The sequence below is a fragment of the Sphingobacterium sp. 1.A.5 genome (assembly GCF_002734235.1).
Classification (GTDB): Bacteria; Bacteroidota; Bacteroidia; order Sphingobacteriales; family Sphingobacteriaceae; genus Sphingobacterium; species Sphingobacterium daejeonense.
This window is the reverse complement of record NZ_PEBA01000045.1, coordinates 186,450-205,301: the sequence shown is the minus strand read 5'-3', so window position 1 is coordinate 205,301 and position 18,852 is coordinate 186,450. Positions and strand designations below refer to the sequence as shown.

At 37.6% G+C, this 18,852-nt stretch carries 17 protein-coding genes; 14 read left to right on the top strand and 3 right to left on the bottom strand.

The window, feature by feature from the left end:
- From CRT24_RS15270 to catB, 13 genes are all read left to right on the top strand, one after another.
- Positions 1-1,074 carry an aldose 1-epimerase family protein gene (locus CRT24_RS15270; protein WP_099372069.1) on the top strand — a complete coding sequence of 358 codons (1,074 nt, stop codon included), beginning with the start codon at positions 1-3 and terminating at the stop codon, positions 1,072-1,074.
- A gap of 11 nt (positions 1,075-1,085) precedes the next feature.
- A complete protein-coding gene (locus CRT24_RS15265) occupies positions 1,086-2,297 on the top strand; it encodes a hypothetical protein (RefSeq protein WP_099372068.1) in 1,212 nt (403 codons plus the stop codon).
- Positions 2,298-2,319: 22 nt separating this feature from the next.
- Positions 2,320-3,360 (top strand): sugar phosphate isomerase/epimerase, encoded by a 1,041-nt coding sequence (locus CRT24_RS15260; protein WP_099372067.1) that lies wholly within the window; start codon positions 2,320-2,322, stop codon positions 3,358-3,360.
- A 10-nt stretch (positions 3,361-3,370) separates the two neighbouring features.
- The gene (locus CRT24_RS15255; protein WP_218962644.1) at positions 3,371-4,531 is read left to right on the top strand and encodes a Gfo/Idh/MocA family protein; all 1,161 of its coding nucleotides are present in this window, start codon (positions 3,371-3,373) and stop codon (positions 4,529-4,531) included.
- Between the two features lie 18 nt (positions 4,532-4,549).
- A complete protein-coding gene (locus CRT24_RS15250; RefSeq protein WP_099372066.1) occupies positions 4,550-5,347 on the top strand; it encodes a DUF1080 domain-containing protein in 798 nt (265 codons plus the stop codon).
- 25 nt (positions 5,348-5,372) lie between these two features.
- Positions 5,373-6,095 carry an EboA domain-containing protein gene (locus CRT24_RS15245; protein WP_099372065.1) on the top strand — a complete coding sequence of 241 codons (723 nt, stop codon included), beginning with the start codon at positions 5,373-5,375 and terminating at the stop codon, positions 6,093-6,095.
- 12 nt (positions 6,096-6,107) lie between these two features.
- Positions 6,108-7,088: a TatD family hydrolase gene (locus CRT24_RS15240; protein ID WP_218962643.1), complete on the top strand. Its 981-nt coding sequence runs from the start codon at positions 6,108-6,110 to the stop codon at positions 7,086-7,088.
- Between the two features lie 10 nt (positions 7,089-7,098).
- Positions 7,099-7,971, top strand: coding sequence for a UbiA-like protein EboC (eboC, locus tag CRT24_RS15235; protein WP_099372063.1), 873 nt, complete (start codon positions 7,099-7,101; stop codon positions 7,969-7,971).
- Between the two features lie 10 nt (positions 7,972-7,981).
- The gene (locus CRT24_RS15230; RefSeq protein WP_099372062.1) at positions 7,982-9,163 is read left to right on the top strand and encodes a 3-dehydroquinate synthase; all 1,182 of its coding nucleotides are present in this window, start codon (positions 7,982-7,984) and stop codon (positions 9,161-9,163) included.
- On the top strand, positions 9,150-10,364 hold the full coding sequence (gene eboE / locus CRT24_RS15225) for a metabolite traffic protein EboE (protein WP_099372061.1): 1,215 nt from the start codon (positions 9,150-9,152) through the stop codon (positions 10,362-10,364). Before CRT24_RS15230 ends, eboE begins: the two co-directional genes overlap by 14 nt.
- A 1-nt stretch (position 10,365) precedes the next feature.
- Entirely contained in the window at positions 10,366-11,748 is a 1,383-nt protein-coding gene (locus CRT24_RS15220) for an alkaline phosphatase family protein (RefSeq protein WP_099372060.1), read from the top strand.
- A gap of 94 nt (positions 11,749-11,842) precedes the next feature.
- Positions 11,843-13,384: a hypothetical protein gene (locus tag CRT24_RS15215; protein WP_099372059.1), complete on the top strand. Its 1,542-nt coding sequence runs from the start codon at positions 11,843-11,845 to the stop codon at positions 13,382-13,384.
- A 144-nt stretch (positions 13,385-13,528) separates the two neighbouring features.
- Positions 13,529-14,161 carry a type B chloramphenicol O-acetyltransferase gene (catB, locus tag CRT24_RS15210; protein WP_099372058.1) on the top strand — a complete coding sequence of 211 codons (633 nt, stop codon included), beginning with the start codon at positions 13,529-13,531 and terminating at the stop codon, positions 14,159-14,161.
- A 97-nt stretch (positions 14,162-14,258) separates the two neighbouring features.
- Here catB and CRT24_RS15205 read toward each other — a convergent pair whose 3' ends face one another.
- Genes CRT24_RS15205 through CRT24_RS15195 form a run of 3 tightly spaced genes read right to left on the bottom strand, consistent with a single transcriptional unit; the run spans position 14,259 to position 17,716 of the window.
- Positions 14,259-15,698, bottom strand: a complete 1,440-nt coding sequence (locus CRT24_RS15205) for an MFS transporter (RefSeq protein WP_099372057.1) — start codon at positions 15,696-15,698, stop codon at positions 14,259-14,261.
- A 25-nt stretch (positions 15,699-15,723) separates the two neighbouring features.
- On the bottom strand, positions 15,724-16,893 hold the full coding sequence (gene uxuA / locus CRT24_RS15200) for a mannonate dehydratase (RefSeq protein ID WP_099372056.1): 1,170 nt from the start codon (positions 16,891-16,893) through the stop codon (positions 15,724-15,726).
- Position 16,894: 1 nt separating this feature from the next.
- On the bottom strand, positions 16,895-17,716 hold the full coding sequence (locus CRT24_RS15195; RefSeq protein WP_099372055.1) for an SDR family oxidoreductase: 822 nt from the start codon (positions 17,714-17,716) through the stop codon (positions 16,895-16,897).
- Positions 17,717-17,858: 142 nt separating this feature from the next.
- Between CRT24_RS15195 and CRT24_RS15190 the strand changes: the two genes are divergently transcribed.
- Positions 17,859-18,851 carry a sugar kinase gene (locus tag CRT24_RS15190; protein ID WP_099372054.1) on the top strand — a complete coding sequence of 331 codons (993 nt, stop codon included), beginning with the start codon at positions 17,859-17,861 and terminating at the stop codon, positions 18,849-18,851.
- Position 18,852 lies beyond the last annotated feature (1 nt).

Below are 18,852 nucleotides of genomic sequence, written 5' to 3'. Positions count from 1 at the left end.
TTGGAAAACTCAAATCAAGACTGGTTGAATAAAGTCTCCCATATTGCTCAAGTTGGAGGCATTGAAACTTCCATTTTAGATAATGGCAGAGGGAAAGGAACACGTATTGCATGGTTCAATACAGGAGCAGGATTACGTTTTAAAGTTGTTATCGACAGGGGATTGGATATTGCGGATGCTTCTTTCAACCAGTTTAATTTGAGTTGGCTGAGCCGACTGGGAGTTACGGCTCCACAGCCATTCTCTGATAAGGGAGTAGATTGGCTCCGAACTTTTGGAGGCGGTTTATTGACTACTTGCGGAGTGACACATGTTGGTGGACCTGAGGAAGATGAATATGGAATGAGAGGGCTGCATGACCAATACAGCAATAGTCCTGCAGAACTTATCGCGGTGAAGCAACCAGACCCCTCAAATGGGGACCTGGAGATGTCCATTACAGCAAAAATATTTCAGGGCCATCCCTTAGGAGATAACATCGAAGTTAAGCGCACCATAAGATGTACCCTTGGTCAACCAACTATTTATTTGGATGACGAAGTTCAAAATGTTGGTAATATCAATTCTTCCCATATGATTTTATACCATTTCAACTTTGGATGGCCTTTTATTGATTCGGGAGCCAAGCTATTATGGAAAGGGTCTTGGACGTCTCGTGAAACAGGGGAAGACAACAAAATATTCAAGGAAGGTCAAGACTTCCGTACTTGCCAAGAGCCACGTGTAGATCACAGCGGTTCTGGTGAAGAAGCAGCCCTAATAGATGTAGAAGCAACATCAGATGGAAAAGCTGAATGTGGAATCTACAATGAAAAATTAGGATTTGCTCTGAAATTAAGTTTTAACAAAAACCAATTGCCATGGTTAACGAATTGGCAACATTGGGGAAAAGGCGAATATGTGACGGGCCTCGAACCTGGCACAAATCCCCCTCTTGGACAGAAACTTATGCGTGAGCGTGGGGAATTAATCCAATTGAAACCCGGAGAGAAGCGAAAATATAATTTAGAAATCAGTATATTGAATACTTCTACCTCCATCAACGAATTTGTAAACAAGTATATAAACCTATAAAAATAAATAGAATGAGCATCATTGAAAAAGCATTCGAACAAGGAAAAGGAATATTGAGACTAGCCCCAAACTGGGTTCCTAGATCTTTTTGTGTACCAGGAAGACGGATTAAGCTACACCCCGATGATTATTATGTCTTAGGTGGTGAAAGAGGTGGTATAGATGAAAGATGGTTTTCATCCACTACACCAGCTAAAAATGGTCCGCTTACTGGAGAATTCGAAGGTTTGAGTTTTGTTGTATATGAAGAAAACGGAAAAACAGAGCAGGTATTGTTGGCGGATTGTGTCAACGAATTAAAAGGAAAACTGATTGGAAATAGGTTATGGGACGAATACCAAAGTTGGCCTATGTATTCAAAATTCTTTGATAATATGGGTCCTCTTCCGCATCATATCCATCACAATGATGAAAAAGCGGCTTTAATTGAGCAACAAGGAAAACCTGAAGCTTATTATTTCCCGCCGCAGCTCAACAACCATGGTGGTGATTTCCCTTATACATTTATGGGAATTGCTCCTGGAACTTCTAAAGAAACTATCAAAGAATGTTTAGAAAATTTCGCAAAAGGAGATAATAAAATAACCAACTACTCTCAGGCTTACCGTTTAGAACCAGGGACAGGTTGGGACGTTCCTCCTGGTCTATTGCACGCACCAGGTAGTCTTTGTACCTACGAACCTCAAAAAGCATCAGATGTATTCGCGATGTACCAATCATTGGTCAATGAAGCAATTATACCTGAAGAGTTGTTGTGGAAAGGAGTTCCTGAAAATATGAAAGGTGATTACGATGCCTTGATGGATATCATTGACTGGGATCTGAATGTTGACCCTGACATGATGAAGAATAGGTTTATGGCTCCCCTACCTGTGAAAGATGAGAAAGAAATGGAAAATGCTGGTTATTCAGAGAAATGGGTATGCTATAAATCCACGGCATTCAGTGCTAAGGAATTAACAGTATTCCCGGGGCAAACTGTAACGATCACCGATGCTGCGGCATACGGCTTGATCATGATGCAAGGTTATGGCAAAATGAATGACTGGACAATTGAAACACCAGCTTTAATCCGCTATGGTCAATTGACCAATGATGAATTCTTCGTATCGGAGGAAGCAGCAAAAAGAGGGGTTACTATTCAGAATCTTTCGCAAACAGACCCTATTGTTATGCTAAAACACTTTGGTCCTGACAACCCAGATTTAGATGTAAAAGGTTAATAATTGATAAATAGAATTAGTTATGAGCAAGAACAATTTCCCAAAATTACATAATGCTACATGGCCAGGCATTGTTGGAAAAGGAGACCATGAGCCTATCATTTCATTGGATGAGCTTTTGGAAAAAACGGCCAATGCAGAAGTAAATGGAGTAAAATTCGATGGTGTTGATTTAGGATTATTTGATCCGCACGTAAAACTTGACCCTTCGGATGATTATATAAAAAGTGTAGTCGATAAGATAGGTGGACAGTATGGTCTTTCGATCGGGACTTTAGTAGCTCCTATTTGGCCACCTGATGGTGGATCAGCAATGGGTTCGCAGGAAGATCGTGACCGTTTTGTGGAAGTCGTGAGAAAAGCTTCAGAATTTGGTTATAAATTAAGAAAAGAAGGAATTCGCACGAACAATGTTATTCGCATAGATTCAGCTACTAGCGTTGAAGAATGGGCAAAGAATCCTACTGAAGGGACTAAATTAATAGCTGATACTTTCCGTCGTGCTTGTGATGCTGCGGCAGAATATGGAGAACGCTTAGCGGCTGAGGGTGAAATCTGCTGGGGAGGAATGCAAAGTTGGAAATCCATGTTGGATACATTAGAAATGGTGGATCGTGACAACATCGGATTCCAAGCGGACATGTCGCACACTTTCCTTTATTTACTGGGATATAATGCGCCAGAAGACCGCATCTTGAAAGAAGATTTCCAATGGGAGGACCGCGAAGAACTGGAAAGAGGCTTGAAATTCTTGACTTCTAAGTTGCGTCCATGGACAATTGATTTCCACGTTGCTCAGAATGATGGAACAGTATTCGGATCGGGTTCACATGATAAGACCGGCAGACATTGCCTTCCGACAGACCCGAACGGGAGATTGGATATCGCAAAGGATGCAGGATATTGGTTGAGAGATGAAAATGGCAACCTGACGAAAGCATTCAATCATATCTGTTGGGATGGATGTATGTTCCCTAATGAAGTAATGCACAAACAAGAAACATGGAATTCAATCTTGAAAACGATGATCGATGTGCGGGATTTGAATGGTTGGTCAGAATAAATCAAAAATCATGAGTAAAAAAGAATTAAGAATAGGATTAATCGGATGTGGCTTCATGGGAAGAACCCACTCGAATGGATATAAACGTGTAAGTAACTTTTTTCCAGATCTGGAATATACGCCAGTTTTGAAAGCTGTGTGTGCTCGTAGTGAAGACAAGGTCAAGGCTTTTGCTGAACAATGGGGATATGAATCATATGAAACCGATTGGAAAAAACTGATAGCAAGAGATGATATTGATGCGGTAGACATATGTACTCCAAATAATATGCATATGGAAATTGCCGTTGCTGCAGCTGCTGCTGGCAAAATGGTATTATGTGAAAAACCACTTTCTAGAACACTTGAAGAAGGGGAGAAAATGGTTGATGCAGTAGAATCCAATAAGGTGAAAAACACAATTTGGTACAATTACCGTCGATTACCGGCGGTTACCTTGGCCAAACAGATTGTAGATAGTGGCGCATTGGGTAAGATATTTCATTACCGCACTAATTTCCTACAGGATTGGACGATCAATGAGAATCTTCCACAAGGAGGCGCTGCATTCTGGAGGATGGATGCTGATGCTGCAGGATCTGGCGTAACAGGAGATCTTTTAGCTCACTGTATTGATCTTGCTATGTGGCTTAATGGAGGTATTAAAGATGTTTCATCCGTTACAGAAATCTTTGTTAAACAACGTGTTCATGATGAAACTGGAAAGATGGAAGATGTTAAAATTGATGATGCTTGTTTATTCCATTGTCATTTCGACAATGGTTCATTAGGTCTATTCGAGTCAACACGTTATGCACGTGGTCACAAAGCCCTTTTCACATTTGAAATCAATGGAGAAAAAGGTTCCTTGAAATGGGATCTTCATGATCTAAATAGGTTAGAGTATTTCAACAACGCTGATGATTCTACTGTTCGTGGCTGGAGATCTATTCATGTTACCGATGGCGATCAACCATACATGGATAAATGGTGGGTTCCTGGTCTATCAGTAGGTTACGAACATTCATTTGTTCATCAAGTAGCAGATTTTTTACAAACTCTAGAAACTGGCGAAGAATGCCACCCTACCTTCCGCGATGCACTAGAGACTCAGAAGGTTTGTGAAGCGGTCATCAACTCAGCCAACAACCGGAGATGGGAAGACACACATGTTGACTGGAAGAACAAATAATCAAACGAAATTCTCATCATGAAAAAAATATTCAAATTTAGCTGTATCTGTCTTACAGCGACCGTTTTACTGAGTTCTTGCAACGGTACAAATGCGGAACAAAACAGCAAAGTTGACAGCACATCGACTGATACAATAGGCTTGGAAGAAGGCTATGTGGCCATGTTTGAGGACAACTCTTTGTCGGGTTGGGAAGGAGATTCTACGTATTGGAAAATGGAAAATGGCGTTCTTTCCGGAGAGATTCGAGAAGACCAAGAACCGTTAAAAAACAATACTTTTTTGATCTGGAAAGGTGGTGAAATAGGTGACTTTTCACTGAAAACTAAGTTTAAAATTTCCGAAAATGGAAATAGTGGTGTAAATTACAGAAGCGATCGTTTCACTGAAGTTCCGAATGCGTTGAGAGGATATCAAGCTGACATTGACGGCAAGAACAACTACACGGGTCAGAACTATGAAGAACGTAAGCGCACGACCTTAGCTTACCGTGGCCAACGAACTGAAATCTTAAATCCTGCAGACGGAAATAAAGGTGAGTCCAAGAACAATGCTTGGACAAATCTGAAAATTATTGATTCAGTTGCAACACCAGAAGAGCTTCAATCTATTTTAAAACCAAATGATTGGAATGAATTGGAAATTGTAGCTGAAGGAAATAAACTGACACATTTCATCAATGGTAAAGTAATCGCTGAGGTAGTCGACAATGATCCTGAAAACCGTAAGGACAAAGGATTGATAGGTGTTCAAGTGCATGTTGGTCCACCTATGAAAGTTGAATACAAAGACATGCAGATTAAAATCTTGAAATAATCATTATAAAATAATTATCCGTACCATGGAATGGAAAGCAACAGTGAGAGAAACTTTGTTCCAAATGCTGACAGCAGAGGAAAAGAGTTATATGGAAGAATGTGAAAAGGCGATTGCAGATAATTATTCGAGCAGTTTTGTAAGAATTTTTTCCTCATTGAGCAGGAAATTAAATAATAGCAAGGACAAATTAGTAAGTATGGTCCAAAGCGATGACAATCCATTGATTGTTGAGAATTGGACTGTACTTAGACTTGCTAGAGTTTATCTTCTAGGATTAATAGAAGATCAACAGGAACCTTATTTTACTTTTATAGAAAAGTTATTCAATTATGCTGACATGCAAGAGCTTGTAGCCTTGTATTCGGCTTTGAATATTTATCAATTTCCAAGGATTTGGGTTGAGCGTTGCAAGGAAGGTATCCGTAACAATATTGGTCCGGTTCAAGAAGCCATTATGGAGCGGAATAAATATCCTGCTCTTTACTTGGAGGAAGAAGCTTGGAACCAATTAGTTTTAAAGAGTTTTTTCACCGGCAAGGAAATAAGGGAGATTTACGGTTTATATGACCGTAATAATGAAAATCTCTCAAATTCTATTGTTGACTATATTTATGAACGTGATTCCGCCAAGCGAGAGATCAACCCTATGTTATGGGAACTGGCAAAGGATCACCTACCACCTCGAGCTGTAGAGATCTTAAAACAGCAAAACAAGACTAGCCCAGAATTATTAGAGAAAAATTAAAATCAGACAGGAATGTGTACAGAATTAAATAGAGACTTAGCGAGCATGGGGAGACCAATGCCGTTAGACTTTGAATTAATTAAAGGGATGAAATTTGTGGATCCACATATACATATGGTTTCACGAACGACGGATGATTACCAAGCGCTGTTTGATGCGGGAGTTCTTTTGTTGATTGAGCCTGCATTTTGGGTTGGTCAACCAAGGACAGGGATTGATACTTTTAAGGACTATTACAGTAGCCTTATTGGTTGGGAAAGATTTAGGGCTTCTCAATTTGGGATTAGACATTTCTGCACTATAGGTCTCAACTCTAGAGAGGCAAACAACGAGGCATTAGCAGAACAAGTAATGGAATTACTTCCTCATTTTATTTATAAAGAGGGTGTATTAGGAATTGGGGAGATCGGTTATGACGATCAAACTCCAGCTGAGGACAAATATTACAGGGCTCAACTAGAGCTCGCAAAAGAAGCCGGACTACCTGTCCAGGTTCATACTCCGCATCGCGACAAAACTAAGGGAACTACAAGAAGCATGGATGTGGCAGTAGAACATGGTCTTGATCCTAAAACAGTTATTATCGACCATAATTCAGAAGAAACCGTAAAAGAGGTGTTGGACAGAGGGTTTTATGCGGGTTTTACTATTTACCCTTTTACCAAAATGGGTAATGAAAGAATGGTTGAGATTGTCAAAGAGTATGGTTCAGAAAGAATTATGGTAAATTCTGCTGCTGACTGGGGAATAAGCGACCCATTGGCTGTGCCTAAAACTGCAGCATTGATGCTACAACATGGTATCTCCAGAGAAGATGTAGAAAAAGTTTGTTTCCAAAATGCATTGGATGCTTTTCAAGTTAGCAACCATATGGATCTAAATGATCTAGACAAAACTTTATTTGCAGATCCAAATGAAAAGTTTGAAGGTAATACCATACTTCGTGGCGGACAACAACCTAGAGTAAATAAGGATTCGATTATTATTTCTTAATTCTCTGATTATGTTGAAAGCATGGATCCAATTAATCAGGCCTTCCAATGTTTTAACAGCAATATCTGATGTTTTAGCTGGTGTCGCATTAGCCTGTCTTTTCCTGCAATCTGAGCTACCTGAAACCGGAAGTTTGATCTGGATTACTTTGTCAAGTATGTTGCTATATACTGGCGGCATAGTATTCAACGATGTCTTTGATGCTGCGTTAGATAAAATTGAAAGACCAGAAAGGCCAATTCCTTCAGGAAAGGTTAAACAATCATCGGCAGCAATATTAGGTACTATTGCATTTTCACTTGGATGTTTTCTAGCCTATCAGGTTAATATGACAGCCTTTTATATTGCATTGGCAATTGTGTTGATGTGCTTACTGTATAATGGGAAAGCAAAACACAATTTTATTGCTGGGCCAATTGTAATGGGTTCATGTAGAGGATTGAACTTGTTATTGGGAATGGCAGTTCTACCAGACTCGCTAAGCTATTTTTATCTTGCCATTGTACCTATTATTTACATTGCTGCTGTTACTAACATTAGTCGAGGAGAAGTTTATGGTAATAATAAAACAGCCATTTTGGTATCCATGGGGCTGTATGCACTTGTGATCCTTACTTTAATCTATTTTGCTTTTGTCAGTAAAAATTATCTGGCATTTATATTTATCTTGTTTTTCACAGTTATGATTGCTTCGCCTTTGTTTAAGGCATTGAAATCATTAGCACCACAGGATGTTCGGAAGTCAGTCAAGTTTGGCGTATTGGCTTTGATTTTAATGAATGCAAGTTGGATAGCAATCTCGGGTTATTGGGTATTGGCATTAGCAATCTGTGCTATTTTACCTGTTTCGATTTTCCTAGCTAAAAAATTTGCCGTAACCTAAATCTCAATATATGGAACGCGTATTAGAACAAAAATTCACTATAGAATACCAATATAATGTTTTCTTCACCAAGGGATTATTTTCTTTGGGGAACAACCTTTTTAAAAATTTTTTAACAGACCAAAGTAATCCCGGTTTCAAACAGAAAATTCTATTTGTTATTGACGAAGGTTTTATGGATGCACATTCTAATCTTGCTGAACAGATTCGGAATTATTTTATGGAATCCGAAGACTTTATCCTTGCAAGTGAACCATTGGTAATTCCCGGCGGAGAGATTTGCAAGAATGACCCAACTTGTTTGGACAATATTATTCAGGCTGTAGATCAGTACGGTATCGACCGTCATTCCTACATTGTAGGTATAGGAGGCGGAGCCATATTGGATTTGGTCGGTTTTGCAGCAACGATATCCCATCGAGGGATTAAACATATTCGAATTCCAACAACGGTATTATCTCAGAATGACTCGGGTGTTGGGGTTAAAAATTCGGTGAATTTTAAAGGTAAGAAGAACTTTTTAGGGACATTCGCCCCACCAAAAGCTGTATTCAACGATTTTGAATTCCTTGAAACATTGGATGAAAGGTCATGGATAGCGGGTGTTTCTGAAGCCATAAAGGTAGCATTAATCAAGGATCTATCATTCTATGAATGGATTGAGAATAATGCTGAAAAGATAAAAGAAAGAAATTCTTCAGAAATGGAGGATTTGATTTTCAGATGTGCTGACAAACATTTAGAACATATCCGTAATGGTGATCCATTTGAATTAGGATCATCGAGGCCACTTGATTTTGGCCATTGGAGTGCCCATAAATTAGAGCAGATGACTGATTTTGAGGTATTGCATGGAGAGGCAGTTTCCATTGGGATTTCTATTGATGTGCTTTACTCGTATCTGATTGGAAATATCACTCGGGAAGAAGCATATCGAGTTGTTGAGCTCATGAATAAGTTAGGTTTGCCTATATATCATCCAATTTTAGATACTGAAGAAGCAAGGTTTATTCTTCTTTCAGGGTTGTTGGATTTTCAAGAGCATCTAGGCGGTAAATTAACAATTGTGTTATTGGAAAAATTAGGTGTTGGCAAAGATTATCACCACTTAGATTATCCATTGGTATTAAAGACTCTTGATTTGCTCAAGAATTTTTGTCAAGATCAAAACCCAGTTTATGAAGCTAGCTAATTCACATATATCCTATTGCAGCAATATTCATCCTGGCGAAGCATGGCAGGATCACTTTCAAGAATTGAAGAAGCATTTGCCAAAAATAAAAGCTGCAGTTTCCCCCGACCAAGATTTCGGACTAGGGTTAAGGCTTTCAGCACAAGCAGCAGAAGATCTTAAAGATCCTCAGAAATTGCAGGAATTTAAGATATGGTTGAAAGATAATGGAATCTATGTTTTTACAATGAATGGTTTCCCTTATGGTGATTTCCATATTAAAGAAGTTAAAGATCAAGTACATGCTCCCGATTGGACAAGTGCGGAAAGATTTCAATATACCAAAACTCTATTTGACCTTTTAAACGAGCTGTTGGAGAATGGACAAGAAGGTGGAATTTCTACCTCTCCCCTTTCCTATCGATTTTGGTATGAAGACAAAAGTCAGGCATGGAAGTCCAAAAGAGATCTGTGTACAAAAAATATTTTGCTCATAGCTGAATACCTTTTCCAAAAAGAGGTCACTACTGGAAAATATATGCATTTAGATATTGAACCAGAACCTGATGGCATGCTTGAAGATTCGCAGGAATTTATCGAGTGGTACTGCGAAGAATTGATTCCAATGGCCATTTCGTACTTTCAGGAAAAAGAAAAATTGGATGCTGATCAAGCCAAGGCAATTATAAATCGTTATATATGTTTATGCTATGACGTTTGCCATTTTGCACTAGAATACGAAGATCATGAAAAGTGTATGGCCAAGCTTGAAGAACTGAAGATTAAAATAGGTAAGTTCCAGGTAAGTTCTGCATTGAAAGTGAAATTGTCTGAGGATTCTGAAACAAGAGAAAAGCAAAAGAACAAGCTCAAAGAATTTAACGAACCTATCTATTTGCATCAAGTAATTGCAAAGGATAGTACGGGTAATTTGATAAAATACAAAGATTTGCCAGATGCATTGAATGACAGTAATGATTCTACCCACGTGGAATGGAGAAGTCATTTCCATGTACCAATTTTTTTGGAAAGCTATGGAGAACTAGATTCTACACAGGAAGATATCTTAAAGGTTGTTAGATTGCATAATGAGAAACAAAGAACCAATCATATTGAGGTAGAAACCTATACTTGGGGTGTATTGCCCAAAACTTTGCAGGTCCCGATTGAGGAGTCCATATCAAGGGAAATAAATTGGTTAGTGGAAAAAATAAAGAGTTAAGATGAAAAGAATTGCTGTAATTGATATTGTTGGGCTTTCAAGCTCTGTTATTGGAGAACATACACCTTTTATTCAAAAATTCATACAGGAGAACAGACTACGACATATTAAACCGGTTCTGCCTGCCCTCACCACCTCTGCTCAGACGACTTATTTAACTGGTGTTACCCCGAGTGAACATGGAATTGTCGGAAATGGTTGGTTTGATGAAACTGCATCTGAAATCCAATTTTGGAAGCAATCGAATAAGCTGGTTCAAGGTGAAAATATTTGGACCACCGCAAAGAAAATGAATCCAGCATTCACATGCGCTCAAATGTTTTGGTGGTATAATATGTACAATGGCGCCGATTTTTCGGCAACCCCTAGGCCAAATTATTTAGCCGATGGAAGAAAGATGCCTGATTGCTATGCCTATCCTAGCAGCCTAAGAGATGAATTAACTGACAGGTTTGGAAAATTCCCATTGTTTAATTTTTGGGGACCTAATGCAAACATTACTTCATCAAATTGGATTGCAAACGCTGCAATGTATGTCGAAGAAAAACATCAACCAACATTAAACTTAATATACCTGCCACATCTAGATTATTGCTTACAAAAATTTGGCCCAAAAGGTGAACAAACAGCAGTTGAGCTTAAACTCATTGATGAATTGGTAGAAAAGATGGTCACATTTTTTAAGGAAAGAAAAGTAGAAGTGGTATTGATTTCTGAATACGGAATAGGTCCTGTTGACCAACCTATTCATATCAATAGAATTTTACGAAAGGAAGGACTACTGGATATCAGAGTTGAGAGAGGATTAGAACTTTTGGATGCTGCTGCGTCGGAGGCATTTGCAGTATCTGACCATCAAATAGCACATATCTATACCAAATCTGAAGCTACAAAACAAAAAGTAAAAGCACTGTTGGCAGATGTACCAGGAATTGACAAAGTCCTCGACAAAGAAGATAAAGCAGCATACGGCATAGACCATGAACGGTCTGGAGACCTAGTTTTATTGGCGAAAAGGAATGCTTGGTTTACATATTACTTCTGGGAGGATGATGCAAAAGCACCAGATTACGCTAGAATGGTAGATATACATAAAAAACCAGGATATGATCCTGTAGAAATGTTCATGACATCCAAATCTAGAGCAATCTATAAACTAATATTGAAAAAAATTGGTATCCGAGCAGTATTAGACATTACTCCATTAGATTCAAGCTTGGTGAAAGGTTCTCACGGAATTACCGATGTTGATCAAGATTACTATCCTATCCTGATAGGAAATTTTGAACAGTTAGAAAATATTGTAGAACCAACTGCAATCAAGAACCTATTGTTGAACAAGATATTTGTAAACAAATCAGTAGATGAAATCGTAAATTCCTAGTATGTAGATAAAATGTAAATAGCCTAAACTGTTAAGTATAAATTGCTTTAGAAATATCTTTTGCATTTTTATAAATCAAACATTTAGGATTTTTATGTCATACCATGCTATAGAAAATTTAGTAGAAAGTACTATTCTTATCATTGAAAGGAGCAATCTTTCAATTGAAGAACAACGTAATCTGATTTATAATCTGTACCAATTCCAAAATCGCTTTGATACAAGTTATACCACATTACGTTGTTTTTCATTTTTGGAGAAAATCGGATATATTAAAAAACTCCCTGTTGATCAACACCCAGATTACAAAAGTGACCCTGAATATTTTGCATCGATTGAAGAGAATTGGATACCTTCCAACATTGATCAAGCAGATGAAGGCGATGTAGTTTTTTACGAGGATGGTTTTATTTTTCCTGAATATGGTTCCGATACTTGGAAGAGGTTAGTTGAAGAAGGTAAGTGGTCTGAAGCAAAAGAAGAACCACAGGAAATTCCCGCATTAAATTTAATTTCAACAGGAATTGAGTTAGCAGAAAAATTTAAGGATAAATCGTTGATGCATGATTTCTATTTAGCGTTTTTAAATGCATTTTTTGAATTTGACATTTCATCAGAAGATGGTATTCCAAAATATTTTGAGGATTGGACAAACAATGGAGAGCTTCTCAAACTGCGCGAACTTTTCATTCAACACAGCCTATTGTCAATCAAGAAAAAGGAAACAGAATTTGAAATTCCTAGTCGGACAAATGAACTTGGCGGATTCCCAACACCAGATGAGAAAGCCAAAATTGAATTCCTGATGGATTCCAAAAAGACTGTTGATAAAATTTACACATCCTATCTCAAGAATAAAAAATCACTTGAAAATATAGCTGAAAATGTTCTAACAGTTGAAAACTATGTAAATCAAAAAATCGAATCATCAGACTACTCCTTTCTTTCATATGAGGTATCAGACGATTTAAATACTCATAAATGGCTTTGTTTTAAAGATGTTAAAACAAAGTTATCCAATAGTAGGATTTTCAATAATATAACCTTAGACGTTGAATTTAGCTCTATATTCATTGACACTTATGTTCAGTATGATCTATTAATGAAATGGCAGAATGTGGAAACCAGCACCAAAATCGAAAACGCACATTTTAAAACTTCACTTTTTGAACTAATCCCATACGACAAGGAGTTTGAAAAAAAACTAAATGTATGGGGATTATGGTTGCTTCCCTTGAAATCAAAGGATCAGGCTGTCATCAAATCATTAAATGAATTTTTCACTATTGCCGATAATTTAGACGGCGCATACCTCGCAAAAATAGAAACTGAGTTTCCAGAAAAATTTTTCTCAAAACCGTATCATTATTATATAGACATTTTTGAATCCGAGGAGCCAATTGAAGACTTTATTTTGATTAAAAATTTATATTCCATTTCTCTTTTGTTTATCTATAAACTCGTTGGGGAAGGAAAGCTGAAAGAAGCCTTAGAAATTAACAACCAAATGGAAGAAAGGCTGTCAGATCGTTTTAGAGAAAGTATTCCATGGTATAAAAAGCATTATTTACCATATATCAAAGCAATCAAAAAAGGGCAGAAACCTGAATTGCCTCAATTCTTTCAAAGGAATTAACAACATGGAAAGCAATCTATTAAGAAGAGTTCACTATATTTGATTAATGAAAAAGTCAGATTAGCAGCATTCAACTACATACACCTAATTTAAGTAAGGCAACTAATGCTTTGCTAGTATATTATTGAATCATAAAAAGCTAAAATGGAAAATTATTTCGAAAGCCCTTTTAAGGGCAAAATAATCAAAGATCATATTACAAATCCCAATATAGTTGCCGGTAGGTTTTCCTATTATTCGGGTTATTATCATGGACATTCATTTGATGACTGTGCTCGCTATTTATTTCCTGATGAAAAAGGTATTGACAAGTTAATTATTGGCTCATTTTGTTCAATCGGAAGTGGTGCTAGTTTTATTATGGCGGGGAATCAAGGCCATAGGTATGATTGGATTTCAACATTCCCATTCTATTACATGCCAGATGTGGACATATTTGAAGGTAGTCTGAATGGTTATCAATCATCCGGCGATACTGTAATAGGAAATGATGTATGGATAGGTACAGAGGCGATGATTATGCCTGGAATTAAAATTGGAGATGGAGCCGTCATAGGTAGTCGTGCGTTGGTGGCAAAAGACGTGGAGCCTTATTCGATTATTGGAGGCAATCCTGCCAAATTAATCCGCAAAAGGTTTCATGATGCTGAAATCGAGATGCTATTAGAATTAAAATGGTGGAATTGGGATGACGACAAGCTCAGAAAAGCCATGCCCATATTAAGCTCCGGGAATATCAAAGAATTATACGAATACTACCAATCATTCGATAAATAAAATCAAATAAATACAAAAACCCCTTTGCATTGTAACAAAGGGGTTTTTATTAAAAAATTCTATTTCCCATATCTCATATCTCACATCTCATATCTCCCTACAGATGTATCAATTTCATTTTTGGAACTAGTATCCTCATAATGGTCCATGCTATTAAATAAGCTACTGAACAGACTGCAAATATTATAAAATAACCAGATTCAATTCCTTCAAATCCAAAAACTTTCATATTTGTTTGTTCAGCATAGTCAAACAAAACTCCTGAGATCTTATTGATCAAGAAAGAACCTATACCTCCAGCTAATCCGCTGATACCCGTCACAGTGGCAATTGCCTTTTTAGGGAACATATCCCCAACTGCAGAGAATATATTGGCTGACCATGACTGATGTGCTGCAGCACTTATACCTATCAAGATCACAGGAAACCAATAGCTATATTCACCCAGTGGCTGTGCAAACAATATTAACAGTGGAAAAAATGCAAATATGAGCATGGCACGCATACGACCAGCATATACTTCCATTCCTTTTTTCTCAACAAAGTAAGTTGGCAACCAACCGCCAATGATGGAGAGCATGGTAATAGCATATAGTACAAAAATTGCTATCTGTCCTTCAAAATCTGAAGATTTGATATCATACACAGAACTTAAATAAGCCGGAAACCAAAATAGAAGAAACCACCATACACCATCTGTGAAGAATTTTCCGAAAATCAATGCCCATGTTTGTTTGAACTTTAGACATTCCAGAATCGAAACTTTGGAAGTGACTGGTGTTTCAGCTGTCGCTATCTCCCCATGGTCAACATCTTGTTTTATATAGTTAAGCTCCTCCTCATTGACTTGTGGGTTTTCTTCTGGTTTTTTATACATAAACTGCCAAAATCCCATCCAGATAAATCCCAAGGCACCAATAATAATAAAAGACATTTCCCAACCATATTGGGCAGCTATCACTGGAATTACCAACGGAGCTACTAATGCGCCAATGGTTGTCCCGGAATTGAATATGGAAGTAGCAAATGCGCGGTCCTTTTTAGGAAAGTATTCTACGCAGGCTTTCATTGCAGCAGGAAAGTTACCTCCTTCTCCAAGGGCCAATACAATCCTTGCAAAAATAAACACGGTTACAGAAATATTGACGACTTTACTGATATCCTCAATACCAGCTATGATTTCTTTGGATTGTTCAAAGGTAACTAGCCATTGTCCTGTTAACATTCCTGAAGTAATCATACCACAGAATGCATGCAAAATTGCCCCTACAGACCAAATCGCAATTGCCCACATATAGCCCTTTTTAGTTCCTAGTTTATCAATTATCCGCCCTGATAAAAGCATGGAGATGGCATAAACAATAGCGAATATAGCCGCTACATTACCATAGTCATTGTTAGTCCAATGGAATTCGGGAGCTATAAAATCTTTCCAGGTCAGGGAAAGTACTTGTCGGTCCAAATAATTAATGGTCGTTGCAAAAAACAATAATGCGCAGATGGTCCACCGATATCTGGTAGGTTTAGTTGATGTCATAATTTTAGTTTATGGTTTAGATTGGTTAAGATCTTAAAATCCCTAATTCTAATCCTCTCAATTCTGCTAGGCCTCTCAATCTTCCGATTGCAGAATAACCGGGATTAGTGACCTTATCCAAGTCATCTAACATCTGATGGCCATGGTCGGGCCTGAATGGAATCGGTTTTTCACGATTTTGATTTTCTTGACTCAATCCTTTAACAATTTCATACATGTCAACATCCCCATCTAAATGATCAGCTTCATAAAAGCTACCCAATTCATCTTTTTTCACGTTTCTTAAATGGGCAAAATATACTCTATGCTTTACCTTTTCCAATATACTTGGAAGGTCATTCTTAGGTCCTGCTCCTAAAGAACCGGTACAGAAACAAATTCCATTAAACTCCTTGGGTTGTTCATTGATTATAAAGGTAAGATCTTCTTCGTTGCTAACCACTCTGGGAAGCCCCAGGATTGGATATGGAGGATCATCGGGGTGAATAGTCATCTTAATTCCATTTGCCTCGCAGGTGTCAGCTATTTCGCCCAAGAAATAGAGAAGGTTTTGCTTAAGACCATCTCTACCGATAGTTTTGTAAATATTGATGCTGTTATGCAGTGATTCTAAAGTTATATCTCCTTCTCCTGGAATTCCCATTAGAATATTAAATTGGAGATGAGTTTTCTCATCCTCTCCCATTTCGGAGAATTTTTTATCTGCTGCTAATTGAACCTCTTTTGGATAATCTTGACTCGCACCTTCGCGCTGGAGTATATATATATCAAAAATAGCAAGGTCAATCCAATCAAAATATAAAGCCTTGGATCCATCTTTCATCATCAAATCCAACTGAGTTCTGGTCCAATCGAGGACTGGCATAAAATTATAACAAACTGTATATATGCCACAGGCTGCCAAATTGATCAATGATTGTTTATATCGTTTGATATATTCATCTGCTTCTGGCGATTTTGTTTTTATCGCTTCATGGACAGGAACAGACTCTACCACAGACCAAGTTAGTCCTGCTTCTTCAATGATGCGTTTTCTTTCTTGGATATCTTCAATTGGCCAAACCTCACCATGAGGGATATGATGTAAAGCCGATACAATTCCAGTTGCTCCAGCTTGTTTGACATCTTGGAGAGATACTGGATCATTTGGACCATACCATCTCCATGTTTGCTCTAATACTTTTTTATTTTCCATATTATACACCACACCATGAGTTAAAACCACCATCTACAAATACGACTTCTCCAGATACAAAGGCCGAAGCATCGCTCAACAAATAGATCAAGGTACCTTCTAATTCCGAAGGATCTCCTAATCTTCTATATGGAGTTCCATTGATGAATTTTTGAGCTCTATCAGTATAGCTTCCATCATCATTGGTTAACAACGTCCGATTTTGTTCTGTTAAAAACACACCAGGTGCAATGGCATTAACTCTAACTTGATCACCATATCGAAGTGCCAATTCCGTTGACATCCATTTAGTAAATCCATCGATACCATGTTTTGCAACAGTATATCCCAATACACGAGTCAGTGGACGAGATGCCGCCAAAGAAGAAATATTGATAATGGAGCCTTTACCTTTTTCAGCAATTAATTCACCAAATATCAGAGTAGGAATGATTGTACCATATAAGTTTAATTCAATTGCTTTGATGGTATCTTGGATTTTATTGTCAAAAATGGATTGGTCATCTCCAATAGTAGCTCCAGGAATATTGCCACCTACCGCATTGATCAACCCATCAATTGAACCATATTTATTGACAATTTTTTGTTTTGCATCTTTTACGGATTGTTCATCCATAACATCAGCTACCAAACCAATGGCTTCAGCACCCAGGTCAGTTGCCATATTAACACGTTCATTGATTTTATCTTGATTTCTCCCAATGATAACAATCGTTGCTCCTGCTTCAGCAAGGGCTTTTACAAATGATTTACCTAAAATTCCGGTACCACCCGTTATAACGATCACCATACCTTTTAGGGAAAATTTCTCTAGAATACTCATAGTTTTTGGTTAGATTATAATTCAATAATACTGAAATAAAAGCGAAAAATGGGTATTCTCCTTTGGTTAATTACTTAATCGTTTTCGTAATTTATCGTTGACAATAAATTCAAAACCACTATATTGAAGTTTTTTATAACCTATGCCACAGATCTTAACATTCGGAGAAATACTTTATAGGCTTCAAAGTGAAAATGAATCAATCTTTGAGGCTGGTTCAAATCGCTTAAAAATATTCCCTGGAGGGTCGGAAGCAAATGTTGCTGTTGGGCTTGCTCAGATGGGAAACCAGGTTCAGTATTGCAGTGCTTTCCCAGATAATGTATTTGCAAACGATTTAAAAAACACCTTAGAGAACTTTGGGGTGGACTGTTCTAAATCCATAATTACTGGGGATCGGATCGGCAGCTATCTTTTGCTTTCAGCAAATGGATTATCTAGCGGTGAGGTCGTATATGACAGGAAATATTCTAGTTTTAGTTTGTTGAAATTAGAAGACCTAGATTTTGACAAACTATTCGATGATGTTATTTGGTTGCATTGGTCAGCATTGACGCCAGCTCTATCTTTAGGCATGGCAGAGTTAATGGAGCAGGTTCTGAATGAAGCCAATAAAAGAAATATAACTATTTCTGTAGATTTAAATTATAGAAATAAATTATGGAAGTATGGTAAATCACCATTAGAAATAATGCCCAAACTGGTGCAATATTGTGATGTAATTATGGGAAATATTTGGGCAGCAAACAATATGCTTGGCAGTCCAGTAGAGCCAGGGTTGACTAGAAATACTGAGAAAGACAAGTATTTTGATTGTTCTCAGAAATCCTCTGATTATATTTTTAATCATTTTCCAAAAGCTAAATATATAGCGAATACTTTTAGATTTATGGATCATGCAAAACATAATCTTTTCTTTGGCACTTATCATAGTCAATCAGAAAACACCATATCTGATACATATGAAACCCAAGAAGTGATTGACAGGATTGGCAGTGGAGATGCTTTTATGGCTGGGTTGATTCATGCCCTAAAAAACAACATGTCTGCGCAGGAAATAGTAAACTTTGCCACAGCAGCGGGATATCAAAAATTATTTGTTGAAGGTGACTTCGGAAATGGAAAAGCAATTTAAT